The sequence below is a fragment of the Rhodocyclus purpureus genome (assembly GCF_016653115.1).
GTDB lineage: Bacteria > Pseudomonadota > Gammaproteobacteria > Burkholderiales > Rhodocyclaceae > Rhodocyclus > Rhodocyclus purpureus.
The window spans coordinates 14,750-28,989 of the sequence record NZ_NHRX01000048.1; the positions used below are offsets into that span (position 1 = coordinate 14,750).

13 protein-coding genes are annotated in these 14,240 nt (G+C 67.8%); 8 read left to right on the top strand and 5 right to left on the bottom strand.

Going from position 1 to position 14,240, the window contains the following annotated elements:
- Window positions 1–1,143 precede the first annotated feature (1,143 nt).
- Genes CCR84_RS09780 through CCR84_RS09795 form a run of 4 tightly spaced genes read right to left on the bottom strand, consistent with a single transcriptional unit; the run spans window position 1,144 to window position 5,633 of the window.
- Window positions 1,144–1,608: a universal stress protein gene (locus CCR84_RS09780; RefSeq protein ID WP_201211753.1), complete on the bottom strand. Its 465-nt coding sequence runs from the start codon at window positions 1,606–1,608 to the stop codon at window positions 1,144–1,146.
- 31 nt (window positions 1,609–1,639) lie between these two features.
- The gene (locus CCR84_RS09785; protein WP_201211755.1) at window positions 1,640–3,208 is read right to left on the bottom strand and encodes a DHA2 family efflux MFS transporter permease subunit; all 1,569 of its coding nucleotides are present in this window, start codon (window positions 3,206–3,208) and stop codon (window positions 1,640–1,642) included.
- 13 nt (window positions 3,209–3,221) lie between these two features.
- The gene (locus CCR84_RS09790; RefSeq protein WP_201211757.1) at window positions 3,222–4,166 is read right to left on the bottom strand and encodes an HlyD family secretion protein; all 945 of its coding nucleotides are present in this window, start codon (window positions 4,164–4,166) and stop codon (window positions 3,222–3,224) included.
- An 18-nt stretch (window positions 4,167–4,184) separates the two neighbouring features.
- Complete coding sequence (locus CCR84_RS09795; RefSeq protein WP_242508651.1) at window positions 4,185–5,633, bottom strand: efflux transporter outer membrane subunit; 1,449 nt, start codon at window positions 5,631–5,633, stop codon at window positions 4,185–4,187.
- Window positions 5,634–5,740: 107 nt separating this feature from the next.
- On the opposite strand from CCR84_RS09795, the gene CCR84_RS09800 reads away from it, so the two are divergent.
- The 3 genes from CCR84_RS09800 (at window position 5,741) to gstA (ending at window position 7,753) form a co-directional block, all read left to right on the top strand.
- A complete protein-coding gene (locus CCR84_RS09800) occupies window positions 5,741–6,358 on the top strand; it encodes a TetR/AcrR family transcriptional regulator (protein WP_201211760.1) in 618 nt (205 codons plus the stop codon).
- Window positions 6,359–6,441: 83 nt separating this feature from the next.
- Window positions 6,442–6,636: a hypothetical protein gene (locus CCR84_RS09805; RefSeq protein ID WP_201211762.1), complete on the top strand. Its 195-nt coding sequence runs from the start codon at window positions 6,442–6,444 to the stop codon at window positions 6,634–6,636.
- Window positions 6,637–7,147: 511 nt separating this feature from the next.
- On the top strand, window positions 7,148–7,753 hold the full coding sequence (gene gstA, locus CCR84_RS09810) for a glutathione transferase GstA (RefSeq protein ID WP_201211844.1): 606 nt from the start codon (window positions 7,148–7,150) through the stop codon (window positions 7,751–7,753).
- Window positions 7,754–7,802: 49 nt separating this feature from the next.
- On the opposite strand, the gene CCR84_RS09815 is transcribed toward gstA, so the two are convergent.
- Window positions 7,803–8,492, bottom strand: coding sequence for a VIT1/CCC1 transporter family protein (locus tag CCR84_RS09815; RefSeq protein ID WP_201211764.1), 690 nt, complete (start codon window positions 8,490–8,492; stop codon window positions 7,803–7,805).
- 244 nt (window positions 8,493–8,736) lie between these two features.
- On the opposite strand from CCR84_RS09815, the gene fumC reads away from it, so the two are divergent.
- The 5 genes from fumC (at window position 8,737) to CCR84_RS09840 (ending at window position 14,240) form a co-directional block, all read left to right on the top strand.
- On the top strand, window positions 8,737–10,242 hold the full coding sequence (fumC, locus tag CCR84_RS09820; RefSeq protein WP_201211766.1) for a class II fumarate hydratase: 1,506 nt from the start codon (window positions 8,737–8,739) through the stop codon (window positions 10,240–10,242).
- Between the two features lie 66 nt (window positions 10,243–10,308).
- Complete coding sequence (locus CCR84_RS09825; RefSeq protein WP_201211768.1) at window positions 10,309–11,100, top strand: hypothetical protein; 792 nt, start codon at window positions 10,309–10,311, stop codon at window positions 11,098–11,100.
- A 163-nt stretch (window positions 11,101–11,263) separates the two neighbouring features.
- Window positions 11,264–11,872, top strand: a complete 609-nt coding sequence (locus tag CCR84_RS09830) for a TetR/AcrR family transcriptional regulator (RefSeq protein ID WP_201211770.1) — start codon at window positions 11,264–11,266, stop codon at window positions 11,870–11,872.
- Window positions 11,869–13,020, top strand: a complete 1,152-nt coding sequence (locus CCR84_RS09835; protein ID WP_201211772.1) for an efflux RND transporter periplasmic adaptor subunit — start codon at window positions 11,869–11,871, stop codon at window positions 13,018–13,020. The genes CCR84_RS09830 and CCR84_RS09835 overlap by 4 nt, the downstream gene beginning before the upstream one ends.
- On the top strand, window positions 13,017–14,240 hold the full coding sequence (locus tag CCR84_RS09840; RefSeq protein WP_201211774.1) for an ABC transporter permease: 1,224 nt from the start codon (window positions 13,017–13,019) through the stop codon (window positions 14,238–14,240). The genes CCR84_RS09835 and CCR84_RS09840 overlap by 4 nt, the downstream gene beginning before the upstream one ends.

Genomic DNA, 14,240 nt, shown 5'->3' on the forward strand with positions numbered 1-14,240 from the left:
AGGGCGTGGCGATCCAGTACGTAGGTCTCGCATTCTGCAGGTCGAGGAGACGGAAGAACGCACTGGATTGCCACGGCGCTACGCGCCTCGCAATGACGGCAGTGCCGGGAGTGGATGCAGAGTGTCTTAGACCGTAACCGTCATCGCGAGCCCGCAGGGCGTGGCGATCCAGTGCGTAGGTCTCGCATTGTGCAGGTCGAGGAGACGGAAGAACGAACTGGATTGCCACGGCGCTACGCGCCTCGCAATGACGACAGTGCCGGGAGTGGATGCAGAGTGTCTTATACCGTAACGTCATCGCGAGCCCGCAGGGCGTGGCGATCCAGTGTGTAGGTCTCGCATCGTGCAGGGCGAGGAGACGGAAGAACGCACTGGATTGCCACGGCGCTACGCGCCTCGCAATGACGGCAGTGCCGGGAGTGGATGCAGAGTGTCTTACACCGTAACGTCATCGCGAGCCCGCAGGGCGTGGCGATCCAGTGCGTAGGTCTCGCATCGTGCAGGTCGAGGAGACGGAAGAACGAACTGGATTGCCACGGCGCTACGCGCCTCGCAATGACGGCAGTGCCGGGAGTGGATGCAGAGTGTCTTACACCGTAACGTCATCGCGAGCCCGAAGGGCGTGGCGATCCAGTACGTAGGTCTCGCATTCTGCAGGTCGAGGAGACGGAAGAACGCACTGGATTGCCACGGCGCTACGCGCCTCGCAATGACGGCAGTGCCGGGAGTGGATGCAGAGTGTCTTAGACCGTAACCGTCATCGCGAGCCCGCAGGGCGTGGCGATCCAGTGCGTAGGTTTCGCATTGTGCAGGTCGAGGAGACGGAAGAACGAACTGGATTGCCACGGCGCTACGCGCCTCGCAATGACGACAGTGCCGGGAGTGGATGCAGAGTGTCTTAGACCGTAACGTCATCGCGAGCCCGAAGGGCGTGGCGATCCAGTACGTAGGTCTCGCATCGTGCAGGTCGAGGAGACGGAAAAACGAAGTGGATTGCCACGGCGCTACGCGCCTCGCAATGACGGCAGCGAATGGCTGCGTTTCGTGCTCAGGGGGGCGCACGACTCGCCATGATCGTTAATTTGGAAGCCACAAAAGAGTGCCTTGCATGGCATGGGGCAGCGCCGGCCGGCGAGCGGGCGCCTACTGCGCCGCGTTACGTGGCGACCGGTGCACCAGTACCGGGATCGTCGAGTGCGACAGCACCTTCTGCGTCTCGCTGCCGAGCAGCAGTGCGCCGACGCCGCGGCGGCCGTGCGAGGCCATGAAGATCAGATCGCATTCCTGGCGCCGGGCGGCTTCGATGATCGCGAGGTAAGGCTGGTCGCTGGCGAGCGCGAGCTTGCTGCAGTCGACCCCGGCCGCCTGCGCCTCCCGTTCGGCGGCGTCGAGGATCGCGTGCGCGCCCTCGTCGGCCGACTTGTGCAGGTCGCTCGGCATGTGCGGGTCGAAGATGGCGCCCATCCCGTGGTACATCTTCGGCATCCATTTCTCGGCGCAGAAGAAGGTGATGCGGGCGCCCGCCTCGCGGGCGAAGGAGATCGCCCGGGTCACGGCCTCCTGCGACAGCGGGGAACCGTCAGTGGGAACGAGAAGGTGTTTGAACATGCGATCCTCACGGGTAGGTGGATTGGCCGGGTCAGTGTCCGCCGCCGGCGGCCGGGTCGATGACGCGGCTCGGCTTCGGCGCCAGCCAGATGACCGAGGCGGCGACCAGGAAGGCGATGCCGATCGCCCACATCAACTGGTTGGTGGCGAGCATGACACTCTGTCCGGTGATCAGGTAGTCGAGCGCCTGGTTCACCGCATCGGGCGCCATCCCGGACTGGTCGAGCATGTTGCGCACGCTCCGGTCGCTGTCGGAGATGCCCACGAGTTCGGCGTGGTTGCGCGTGATCCCGTCCGACCAGGCCGTGGTGACGACCGAGGTCGCGAACGCGCCCGACAGCGTGCGCAGGAAGTTCATGAGTCCCGCCGCCGAATCCATCTCGCGCTCCTCGACGCTGGCCAGCGCCAGCCCGGTGGTCGGGATGAAGAAGAAGGGCAGCGCGAAGCCCATCACCAGCAGGGGGATCGAGATGTCCCAGAAGCCCATGTCGGTGGTGGCGATGGCCCGCCACAGCGTCACCCCGCCCATCCAGACGACGCCGACGAAGACCAGCTTGCGCGGGTCTGCCTTGCTCGCCGCCTGCGCGACGATCGGCGCGACGAAGAAGGCGGTGACCCCGGTCCAGGCGGTGGCGAGCCCCGCCTGCGTCGCCGTGTAGCCCATGAAGTTCTGCAGCCACAAGGGCGTGAGCACGCTGACGCCGAAGAACGCGGCGAAGGCCAGGCTGATGGTGAGCACGCTGGCGCTGAAGCCGCGGTGGCGGAAGACGCGCAGGTCGACCACCGGATGTTCGTCGTACCACTCCCAGATGACGAAGGCGGCGAAACCGATCAGCGCGGTGATGGCGAGGGCGACGATCTTGGTCGAGGCGAACCAGTCGAGGTCCTTGCCCTCGTCGAGCATCAGTTGCAGCGCGGCGACCCAGACGATCAGCAGGACGAGGCCGACGACGTCGATCGGGTTGCGCACGGGAGCCTCGCGATACGCTTTCAGGAGCTTCCACGAGAACACGGCGCAGGCGAGGGCGATCGGCAGGTTGATGATGAACACCCAGTGCCAGCTGTAGTCGTCGCACAGCCAGCCGCCGAGGATCGGGCCGACCACCGGCGCCACCAGTGTCGTCATCGACCACAGGCCGATCGCTGCGGCTGCCTTGTCCTTGGGGAAGATGCGCATCAGGAGCGTCTGCGACAGCGGCATCAGCGGGCCGCCGGAGAAGCCCTGGAAGATGCGCGCGACGACCAGCAGCCCCAGCGAGTTGGCGAGCCCGCAGATCGCCGAGAAGACGGCGAAGGCGATCGCCGAGCCGACGAAGACGCGCACCGCGCCGAAGCGTGCGGCGAGCCAGCCGGTCAGTGGCACCGTGATCGCCTCGCCGACCGCGTAGGAGGTGATCACCCAGGTGCCCTGGCTGGTGGTCGCGCCGAGGCTGCCGGCGATGTTCGGAACGGCGACGTTGGCGATCGTCAGGTTGAGGACGGCGACGAAGTTGGCGACCGCGAGCGCCAGCGCGGCGAGCCAGAGCATGCCGCCGGAAAGCGGCGCGTTGCCGCCGAACGGGGGAGTGGGGGCAGATACGGAAGCCTGTGCCTGGCTCATTCTCGGGCTCCGCTCACCGGCCGTCGCTACGGGTATCGATCTCGACGTTCATCGACAGGCCGACCTTGAGCGGGTTCGCCTGCAGTTCGGCCGGGTCGAGCTTGATGCGCACCGGCAGGCGCTGCACCACCTTGATCCAGTTGCCGGTCGCGTTCTGTGCCGGGATCGCCGCGAAGGCCGCCCCCGAACCGCCGGAGAAGCCCTCGACGACGCCGTGGTAGGTCACCGAGCTACCGTAGATGTCGGCATGCACGATGGCCGGCTGGCCGACGCGGACCTTTTCAAGCTGCACTTCCTTGAAGTTGGCGTCGACGTGCATCTCGTGCACCGGAACCACGGTGAGCAGCGAGAAGCCGGCCTGGACGCGCTGGCCGAGCTGGGCCTGGCGCTTGGCGACGACGCCGTCGACCGGTGCCCTGACCTCGGTGCGACCGAGGTCCACCTGCGCCTGCTCGACGCGCGCCTGCGTCTGTGCCACCGCCGCCTTGGCGGCGTCGAGGTTGGCCTTCGCGGTCGTCAGCGCGTTCTGCGCGCGCGTCAGCTCGTCGCCCGACACCGATCCGGAACCGACCAGGGCCTGCCGACGCTGCAAGTCGATCGTGGCGCGCGCGAGTTCGGACTCGGCGGCGGCGCGCTGGGCGAGCGCGCGCTGCGCATCGGCCTCTGCCTGCGCCAGCGCCAGACGCGTGTCGGTCGGGTCGATCCTGACCAGCACGTCGCCCTTCTTCACTTCCTGCGTGTCGGTCACCAGCACCTCGCTGATGGTCCCGGCGACCGAGGGGGTGACCTGCGCGATCTCGACCGCCGCGTAGGCGTTGTCGGTGAACACGAAGTTGGCGGCGTGCGCGTACCACCAGGCGCCGCCACCGACGGCGGAGAGGCCGACGACGGCGGCCAGCGTGATCAGCGCCTTCTTGCGCGATTGTTGCGGGTTGGCGATGTTCGAGGTGTCAGACATTTGGGAATCCTTGCGCAATTAGAGGGTGTTCGCCTGCCAGCCGCCGCCGAGCGCGCGTTTCATCGCGACGTCGAGCGTGAAGGCGCGGGACTGCAGCCGGGCGAGCGTGCGCTGGCTGTAGAGCAATCCGTCTTCGGCATGGAGCACTTCGAGATAGGTGGCGAGTCCGCCTTCGTAGCGATTGCGGGCGACGCGATGCGCTTCACCGGCAGCGGCGACCGACTCCTTCGCCTTCTGCACTTGTCCGGCCAGCGCCTTCTGGCTGAGTCCGGTACTCGCCACTTCCTCCAGCGCCTGCGTCAGCGTGCGCTCGTAGTTGGCGATCGCCTCGTCATAGGCGGCCGCGGCGCCGCGCAACTCGCCCTGCAGGCGGCCGCCGGTGAAGATCGGCAGCGAGATCGCCGGCCCGATGCTGCCGATGTTCGAGCCGCTCTTGTCGAGCATTGAGAGGCCCAGCGCCTGCACGCCGATGAAGGCCGAGAGGTTCACGTTGGGGTAGAACTCGGCCTTCTTCTGTTCGATGCGGCTCGCCTGCGCCTCGGCCTGCAGGCGCGCGGCGACGAGGTCGGGACGGCGGCCGAGCAGGTTCGCAGCGAGTTCGGCGGGCAGGCCAAACCCGCCCTTGAGACTGACCTGCGGACGTGCGATCGACAGGCCGCGGTCGGGACCGGCGCCGACCAGCGCGGCGAGCCGGTTGCGTTGCAGGCCGATCTGCTCGTCGATCGCGAGCAGCTCGCCCTCGGCCGCGGCCAGGCGCGCCCTGGCGTCGCTCACGCTGCCGCGCGTCTCCAGACCGTTCCGGAAACGCTCATCGAACAGCGACAGCGTGGTGCTGCGGATCTCCACCGAGCGCGCCAGCGTATCGCGGTCGGCGAAGAGGCGCGCGAGCTCCGCGTAACTGGCGGCGACGGCGGCGGCGAGGGTGAGGCGCGCTTGCGCGAGTTCGGCGCGGCTCGCCTCCACCTGCGAGGTCGCCGCCGCGAGTCCGGCGCGGTTCCTGCCCCAGAAATCGAGCTCCCAGTTGAAGTCGAGCGTGGCGCGGCCGTAATCGTTCGTTCCCTGCGGGGTGAAGGCCGGCGGTGTCAGGTAGTTGTAGCTCAGCTTCTGCTCGCTCACCGACGCGTTGGCGCTGACCTGCGGCAGCAGTGTTGCACCGGCGACGCGGCCGAAGGCTTCGGCGCGGCGCAGACGGGCGCCCGCGGCCGCCATGTCGGGCGAGTCGCGCAAGGCCTCGTCGATCAGCGCGTCGAGTTGTGCGTCGCCGTAGTCCTGCCACCAGCGCTCGGCCGGCCAGTCGATCGCCGGCGCTGCCAGCGAAGCCGTCGACTGCCATGCGGTGGCAGGCTTCAGGGCGGGCCTCTGGCCGAGTTCTGACAACTGAGCGGGCAACTGCGCGCAGCCACCGAGCGCGAGCGCGAGCACCAGGACGGACAAGCGGGCCGCGGGTGAAGTCGATGGGGGACGCATGCGGTCTTCCTTGTTCATATATGTACTGTACAGTTCAGTATTAGCTAGCCATTATAGCGGGTGAAGGGTAGAATGTACAGTACAGTACAGTTATGGGATTGAACCAGATGAAGACCAAGTCCGCAGCAAGGCGTCAGGCGATCCTCGACATCGCCGAGCAGATGTTCGGCGAAGCCGGTTTCGAGCGCACCTCGATGTCGGAAATCTGCGCGCGGGTGGGCGGATCGAAGGCGACGCTCTACAACTACTTCCCGTCGAAGGAGGTGCTCTTCTTCGAGGTCATGGACCGGATCACCGAAGCCGAGTTCGCCGCTGCGCACCGGGCCATCGATCCGGCGAGTGAAGACATCGCCGCGTCGCTGCGGCACTTCGGCGAAAGCCTGCTCGGCTTCCTCTACTCGCCGGGCATCCGTACGCAGCGCCATCTGGCGATCGCCGAGTCCGGTCGTACCGAACTCGGCCGGCTGGCCTACGAACGCGGCGTGCTGCGCAGTCAGAACCTGATGAGCGATTTCCTGCGCGCGGCGATGGCTTCCGGCAAGCTGCGCCAGGCCGACCCCGACGTGATGACCCGGCAGCTCTACGCCCTGCTCGAAGCCGAACTGATCGACCGCTTCCTGTTCCAACTGCTCGGCGAGGTCGGCACCGAGGAGATCCGCGCGCTCACCGCCCGTGCCGTCGAGGTCTTCATGGCCGCCTACGGTCCGCCCGCCAGATTATCGTAAAAATACTGTACAAAAATACAGTAACTGGCTATTCTTCACTCAGGTGCTGCAAGTTCAATTGACCCACAGAGGAGAGCCCGATCATGGCGAGCATCCAGGAATGGTTTGAGAAGATTGCCGGTATCACCCAGGAGGAGCGTGAGCGCTGGGCCTTCGTGCAGCAGGTCTACGCCAGGCGGGAGCCGCTCTACAGCGCCGAGTTGCAGATGCCCGCCTGCTGGCGCAGGCGGTCGACCCGCGGTGCTGGAGCTGCGCGCCGGCTCGGCTCGCGTTATTGACCCTGCTTTCCCACAGAAAAACTGGGCAAGCCTGTGGACAAACCCTGGACAAGCATCGCATCTGCCTGGTGGCAAAGGGAAATTCCCGCTTGCTCAATTTTGAGGCAATGACTGCAGCGCAGGAGGTCCTCGCTTCGGGCCTGCCGGCCCTCTAACGGCAGGCTGCGCTGGCAGCGCCTTTCGTTCGGGCGCGGCTTCTTGCGGCCACGCTTCTCGCGGAGCCGCTTCTGCTGGGAGCGATTCCGGTGGGAGCGGCGTAAGCCGCGAAGCTGCGCGTCCATTGAACTGATGGCGCGGAGATCGCCCTCGGCCATCGGGGCCTGTCGGACTGTGGTTTCCAGGGCGATTTCCCCACAGAAAACCTGGGCAAGCCTGTGGACAAACCCTGGACAAGCGGCGCATCTGCCTGCCGGCAAAGGGAAATTCCCGATTGCTCAATTTTGAGGCAATGCCCGCGCCTGCGTTATGCTATGGGCGCCCGCAACCAAGTTCGTGAAAGAGGAACCTCATGCTGAAGCTTTTCCACAAACCCGGCTCCTGCTCGCTCGCCTCGCACATCGCGCTGGAGGAATCCGGCTTGCCTTATCAGACCGAAGCGGTCGATCTGGCGACCAAGATCACCGCGTCGGGCGACGATTTTCTCGTGATCAATCCCAAGGGTTACGTTCCCGCGCTGCGGCTCGACAGCGGCGAGGTGCTCAGCGAGGGACCGGCGATCCTGCAGTACGTGGCCGACCAGGTCCCCGCGCAGAAGCTGGCGCCGGCCAACGCGACGATCGAGCGCTATCGCCTGCAGTCCTGGCTCGCCTTCATCGGCACCGAGCTGCACAAGTCCTTCGGCGCCTTCTTCAATCCGACGGCGGGCGACGACTGGAAGGGCGCCGCGCTCGCCAACATCGAGCGTCGCCTGGGCTACACCGACGAACAACTGGCCGGCAAGTCCTTCCTGCTCGGCGACGATTTCAGCGTCGCCGACGCCTACCTGTTCACCGTGCTCTCCTGGGCGAAGTACATCAAGCTCGACCTCGCCCGCTGGCCCAACCTGCTCGCCTATCAGGCGCGCGTTGCCGCTCGTCCGGCAGTGCAGGCCGTGCTCAAGGCCGAAGGCCTGGCCTGACCGACGGGGCGTCCGCGCGCGGGCGGCCTTCGTCGCCGCTGACGCTTGCTCAGCCGGCGCCGAACAGCGCGCCGGCCGAGGCGGTGATCGCCATCGCCAGCGCGCCCCAGAACACCACGCGCCAGCTTGCCGACAGCACCGGTGCGCCGCCCGCGCGTGCCGCGGCGGCGCCGAGCAGGGCAAGGCAGACGAGCGAACTGCCGGCGATCAGCGGCACCGGCGTCTGTGGCGCCAGCAAGACGGCCAGCAGCGGCAAGGCCGCGCCGGCGGCGAAGCTCGCCGCCGAGCTCAGCGCCGCCCGGATCGGGCGCGCCGAAAGCGTCTCCGTGATGCCCAGTTCGTCGCGGGCGTGCGCGCCGAGCGCATCCTTCGCCATCAGCTGCGCCGCCACCGCGTTGGCGAGCGAGGCGTCGACCCCGCGTGCGACGTAGATCGCTGCCAGTTCGCGCTGCTCGGCGGCCGGGTCGGCCTCGATTTCGCGGCGTTCGACCGCCAGTTCGGCGGCCTCGGCGTCGGCCTGCGAGCGCACCGAGACGTATTCGCCGGCCGCCATCGACATCGCTCCGGCGACGAGGCCGGCAAGCCCGGCGAGCAGCAGCGTCTCCGGTGAGGCATCGGCGGCGGCGACGCCGATCAGGAGGCTGGCGGTGGACACGATGCCGTCGTTGGCGCCGAGCACCGACGCGCGCAGCCAGCCGATGCGCTCGGTGCGATGGCGTTCCCGGTGGCGGTGCAGCATGGGCGGATCCTTTGCGGAGTCGCGGAGGCCTGGGTAGCCGGCCGGTCCGACCTGCGGCCAGGCGCCGCGTTTCATTCATTCCGTATATTATGCGGTGCTGCCGCCGGCGGGAACCGGAGACCATGCGGCAGGCGACACGGCCCCCGACGCGTGCCCGCTGCCGTCCGTCACTGCGCAGCGACGCCGTGAGACACCAGCTGGCTAGGCGGCGCGGCCATTCCCCATTGCAGCCGAGGAGAGTCCCATGACCCAGCGTCCGCCACGAGAGCCACGACAGCCATACGCACCGGAGACCGACTGCCCCGCAGTTGCCGCCGACCCGGCCGCACCAAGGGCCGGCGCAGCGGGAACACGCCGGGAAATCGACTCCTTCGGCAGTGTCGAGGTCGCCGCCGATCGCCTCTGGGGCGCGCAGACGCAGCGCTCGCTCGAACACTTCCACATCGGCGACGAGCGCATGCCACTGCCGCTCGTCATGGCGCTGGTCGAGGTCAAGCGGGCGGCCGCGAAGGTCAATGGCGAACTCGGACTGCTCGACCCGGCGAAGGCCGCGGCCATCGTCGCTGCTGCCGACGAAGTCCTCGGCGGCCGTCACGACGACGAGTTTCCGCTCGTGGTCTGGCAGACCGGCTCCGGCACGCAGAGCAACATGAACGTGAACGAGGTGCTCGCCAACCGCGCCTCCGAGCTGCTCGGCGGCGCACGCGGCGAGGCGAGGTGCGTGCACCCCAACGACGAGGTGAATCACGGCCAGTCGTCCAACGACGTCTTCCCCACGGCGATGCACGTCGCCGCCGCCGGCGCGCTTGCGCGCGAGCTGCTGCCGGCGCTATACCGCCTGCGCGAAGCGCTCCAGGAAAAGGCCGTCGCCTTTGCCGACATCGTCAAGGTCGGCCGCACGCACCTGCAGGACGCGACGCTCCTGACCCTCGGCCAGGAGTTCTCCGGCTACGTCGCGCAACTCGAGCACGCCGAACGCGCGCTTGCCGCGACGCTGCCGGGTCTGCACGAACTGGCGATCGGCGCCACCGCGGTCGGCACCGGCCAGAACACGCACCCGCAGTTCGGCGAGCGCGTCGCCGCGACGCTCGCCGGACGCCTCGGGCTGCCCTTCGTCAGCGCCGGCAACAAGTTCGCCGCGCTCGCCGGTCACGAAGCCTTGGTCGCCGCCCATGGTGCGCTGAAGACGCTGGCCGCCGCGCTGTTCAAGATCGCCAACGACCTGCGCTGGCTCGCCTCCGGCCCGCGCTGCGGACTCGGTGAGCTACGCCTGCCGGAAAACGAGCCGGGCAGCTCGATCATGCCGGGCAAGATCAACCCGACCCAGTGCGAGGCGCTGACCATGGTCTGCTGCCAGGTCTTCGGCAACGACGTCGCGCTCGGCTTCGGTGCTGCTTCCGGCGCCTTCGAGCTCAACGTCTACAAGCCCCTGATCGCGCGCAACTTCCTGCACAGCCTGCGCCTCCTCGCCCACGCCATGGTGAGCTTCGAACGCTGGTGCGTGCGCGGCATCGAGGCCGAGCGCGAGCGCATCCGCGAACTCGCCGGCGCCTCGCTGATGCTCGTCACCGCGCTGGTGCCGCAGCTCGGCTACGACCGCGCTGCGGCGATCGCGCATCGCGCCCACCATCAGGGGATCTCGCTCCGCGAGGCGGCACTGGCCGAGGGCGGGATCGACGCCGAGGCGCTCGACCGCTGGCTCGAGGGCGCATTGACCGACGCCGCACCGTCGCCCTGCAAACGCGAATGATTTGCAATTCACGTGGTTTATGGATGATAATGATTGTTATTAAATGTCATCCACAGGAACTTCGTAATGTCTTCCCCGGTACTCCCCCGTCTGTCGCGCGGGCTGCGTCTCCTGACGCTGGCGATGCTCACCCTGGCCAGCCTCGCTGCGCGGGCTGCTCCCGACGAAATCCAGGTCTACACGGAGGAGATGAACGACCCCGGGGAGTTCGGTGTTGAAGTGCACGTCAACCACGTGCCCAAGGGCCGCGTCGCGCCGAGCTACCCCGGCGAGATGGCATCGGAGCGCCGGCTGCAGGTGACGCCCGAGTTCTCCTACGGCATCAGCAAGACGCTCGAGGCTGGCCTCTACCTGCCACTGGCGCTCGGCGCCGACGGCGATCTCTACGGCAACGGCCTGCGCTTTCGCCTGAAGTACATCGCCCCGCGCGAGGAGGGCGACCGCTTCTTCTGGGGTCTCAACACCGAGCTCGGCTACTCCGTGCGCCGTATCTCGCAGAGCGCCGCCGGCGTCGAGTTTCGCCCGATCATCGGTTATCGCGACGAGCGCTGGCTGTTCTCCTTCAACCCGATCGTCAACGCCGACCTGTCGAGCAACGTCAGCCGCCGGCCGGTGTTCGAGCCGGCCGTGAAGCTCACGCACCGCGTCGTCGAGGGCGTGAACGCCGGCCTCGAGTACTACGGAGGTTACGGTCCGCTGCATCACCTGTCCTCGGCTCAGGAGATGTCGCACGACCTCTATGCCGTCGTCGACGTCGAGACGCACGGCATCGACCTGAACTTCGGCATCGGCCGCGGCATGCGCAACGCCGAAGACGAATGGATCGCCAAGGCCATCATCGCCTTTCCGTTCAAATAATTTCAAATTCTGCAATTATGGGGACAGTACACTTAATTCGGAGAATTAAGTGTACTGTCCCCATAATTTTTTCGTCGCCCTCATTAATCCCATTGATTCTGCGCTTGCACTGTGGCGACTCTCTGCTAAGCTAGTAATAGATTACTTACTTCTGGCGAACCCCATGAGCGAGCGTCAAAAGCACCTCCCAGCCGAAGAGCGGCGGGCGGCCACAGTCGAGGCGGTGATCGAGCTGGCTGCCGAACAGAATCCGGCGGACATCACCACCACGGCCATTGCGCAGCGCATGGGCCTGACCCAGGGCGCGCTGTTCCGCCATTTTCCGAGCAAGGACGCGATCCTCGAGGCGGTGATGGCCTGGGTGGCGGAGCGACTGCTCGCGCGCGTCGATCGGGCTGCGCAGACCAGCGCCTCGCCGCTGGCCGCACTCGAGGCGGTGTTCATGGCGCACATCGACTTCGTCGCCGACCGTCCCGGCGTGCCACGCATGCTCTTCGGTGAATTGCAGCGTCTCGGTGAGACGCTGCCGAAGAAGATGGTACAGACCGTGATCAAGCGCTACGGGGAACGCGTCCGCGCGCTGTTGGATGCAGGCGTCGCCCAGGGCGAGCTCGCCGCGGGACTCGACGTCGAAGCGGCGACGGTCCTCTTCCTCGGCTCGATCCAGGGCCTCGTCATGCAGTCGATGATCGCCGGCGATCCCGCCCGCCTGCGCCGCGATGCGCCGGGGGTGTTCGCGATCTATCGCCAGGGAATCCGGGAGGCCGCATGAAACTGCCAGGCCTCAAGCGCCGCACGCTGGCGCTCCTCGCGGTGCTCCTCCCGCTGCTCCTGCTGTTCATCTACGTCGCGCTGCGCTCGGGGCCGCTGGCGCCGGTTGCGGTGACCGTTGTCATGGTCGAGTCAAAGCCGGTGGCGCCGGCGCTGGCCGGCATCGGCACCGTGCAGGCGCGCTTCACCTACAAGATCGGCCCGACCTTCGCCGGGCGCCTCAAGCACCTCGACGTGCATGTCGGCGACGCCGTCAAGGCGGGGCAGGTGCTCGGCGAGATCGACCCCGTCGACCTCGACGACCGCATCGTCGCCCAGCAGGCGGCGCTCAAGGCGGCTGAAGCGGTCTTGCGCCAGGCCGAGGCCAGGCAGTCGTTTGCGCAGACACAGGCCGGGCGTTGGGAACAGCTGCGCGTCGCGCGCGTCGCCAGCGAGGAATTAGTCGCCATGAAGCGGCAGGAGCACGCCGTCGCCGACGCCGCGCTGGCCGCCGCGCGCGACGACACCGTGCGCCTGCGTGCCGAACTGGCGGCACTGCGCACGCAACGCGGCAACCTGCGCCTGATCGCGCCGGTGGATGGGCTCGTCGCCTCGCGCGATGCCGACCCCGGCACCACCGTCGTCGCCGGGCAGGCGGTGGTCGAGGTCATCGACCCCGCCAGCCTGTGGGTCGACGCTCGCTTCGACCAGATCAGCGCCGAGGGACTCGCCGCCGGCCTGCCGGCGCAGCTCGTGTTGCGCTCGCGGCACAGCCAGCCGCTGGCCGGCCGCGTCCTGCGCATCGAGCCGCGCGCCGACGCGATCACCGAGGAAACCGTCGCCAAGATCGTCTTCGACGCCCCGCCGAGCCCGCTGCCGCCCCTCGGCGAACTCGCTGAAATCACCGTTCAGCTCTCACCGCTGCCCGCAGCGCCGACCATTCCCAACGCCGCGCTCCGCGTCGTCGACGGCCGCCGCGGCGTCTGGAAGGTCGTCGACGGCGACCTCGCGTTCGCGCCGGTGAGCCTCGGCCGTTCCGACCTCGACGGCCGGGTCCAGGTCGTCGAGGGACTCGCCGCGGGCGAGCGCATCGTCGTCTACAGCGAGAAGGCGCTCGGCGCCGGGAGCCGGATCAGGGTCGTCGAGCGCCTGCCCGGAGTCGCGCCATGATCAGCCTGGCCGGGCGCGACATCCTGCACGCCTGGGGCAAGTTCATCTTCACCGGCGTCGGGCTCGGCCTGCTCATCGGCGTCACCCTGACCATGGCCGGCGTCTATCGCGGCATGGTCGACGACGGCCGGGTCCTGCTCGACAACAGCGGCGCCGACCTGTGGGTGGTGCAGCGCGACACCCTCGGCCCCTACGCCGAGTCCTCGAGCATCCCCGACGACCTGTGGCGCAGCATCCGCACCATGCCGGGCGTCGCGCAGGCGGCCAATGTCACCTACCTGACCATGCAGGTCGGCAGGGGAGAAGCCGAGCCAGGTGGCGCGCGTGTTGACGTGCGCGCCATGGTCGTCGGCATCGCCGCCGGCGGCCCCGGGACGCCGGGCTGGCCGCCGCAGCTCGCCGCCGGCCGCCAGATCACCCGCGGCCACTACGAGGCCGTCGCCGACCTGGCCAGCGGCCTTCGCTTGGGCGAGGTCGTGAAGATCCGGCGCAACCACTACACTGTGGTCGGTCTGACCCGGCGCATGGTCTCCGCCAGCGGCGACCCGATGATCTTCATCCCGCTGAAGGACGCGCAGGAAGCGCAGTTCCTCAAGGACAACGACGCCGTGCTCATGCAGCGTCGGCGCAGCGAAGCCAACCCCGCCTTCAATCGCCCCGGCGTCCCCGGCCTGCTCGACGCGGTGATCGCCGCGCAGACCAGCAATCCTTCCGTGAACGCCGTTCTCGTGCGCATCCGGCCCGGGTACGGCGTCGAAGAGGTCGCCGAACCGATCCGGCGCTGGCAGCGCGTCACCGTCTACGGCCGCGCGCAGATGGAAGAGATCCTGGTCGGCAAGCTGATCGCCACCTCGGCGAAGCAGATCGCGATGTTCCTCGTCATCCTGGCGGCAGTCAGCGCCGCCATCGTCGCCTTCATCATCTACACCCTGACCATGGACAAGATCCGCGAGATCGCCGTGCTCAAGCTGATCGGCACCCGCAACCGCACCATCGCCGCGATGATCCTGCAGCAGGCGCTGGTGCTCGGCGTGATCGGTTTCGTCGTCGGCAAGATCGCCGCCACCTTCGCCGCACCGCTGTTCCCGAAGTACGTCCTGCTGGTGCCGATCGACTCGATCATCGGCTTTTGCGTCGTCCTCGCCATCTGCGTGCTGTCGAGCATCGTCTCGATCCGCCTGGCGCTCGCGGTCGACCCGGCCGCGGCGATCGGAGGCTGA

Bases quoted from the DNA above. Each gene is read 5' to 3' on its own strand.
- CCR84_RS09780 (WP_201211753.1), bottom strand. From the start codon at position 1,608: ATGTTCAAACACCTTCTCGTTCCCACTGACGGTTCCCCGCTGTCGCAG.
- CCR84_RS09785 (WP_201211755.1), bottom strand. From the start codon at position 3,208: ATGAGCCAGGCACAGGCTTCCGTATCTGCCCCCACTCCCCCGTTCGGC.
- CCR84_RS09790 (WP_201211757.1), bottom strand. From the start codon at position 4,166: ATGTCTGACACCTCGAACATCGCCAACCCGCAACAATCGCGCAAGAAG.
- CCR84_RS09795 (WP_242508651.1), bottom strand. From the start codon at position 5,633: ATGCGTCCCCCATCGACTTCACCCGCGGCCCGCTTGTCCGTCCTGGTG.
- CCR84_RS09800 (WP_201211760.1), top strand. From the start codon at position 5,741: ATGAAGACCAAGTCCGCAGCAAGGCGTCAGGCGATCCTCGACATCGCC.
- CCR84_RS09805 (WP_201211762.1), top strand. From the start codon at position 6,442: ATGGCGAGCATCCAGGAATGGTTTGAGAAGATTGCCGGTATCACCCAG.
- CCR84_RS09815 (WP_201211764.1), bottom strand. From the start codon at position 8,492: ATGCTGCACCGCCACCGGGAACGCCATCGCACCGAGCGCATCGGCTGG.
- fumC (WP_201211766.1), top strand. From the start codon at position 8,737: ATGACCCAGCGTCCGCCACGAGAGCCACGACAGCCATACGCACCGGAG.
- CCR84_RS09825 (WP_201211768.1), top strand. From the start codon at position 10,309: ATGTCTTCCCCGGTACTCCCCCGTCTGTCGCGCGGGCTGCGTCTCCTG.
- CCR84_RS09830 (WP_201211770.1), top strand. From the start codon at position 11,264: ATGAGCGAGCGTCAAAAGCACCTCCCAGCCGAAGAGCGGCGGGCGGCC.
- CCR84_RS09835 (WP_201211772.1), top strand. From the start codon at position 11,869: ATGAAACTGCCAGGCCTCAAGCGCCGCACGCTGGCGCTCCTCGCGGTG.
- CCR84_RS09840 (WP_201211774.1), top strand. From the start codon at position 13,017: ATGATCAGCCTGGCCGGGCGCGACATCCTGCACGCCTGGGGCAAGTTC.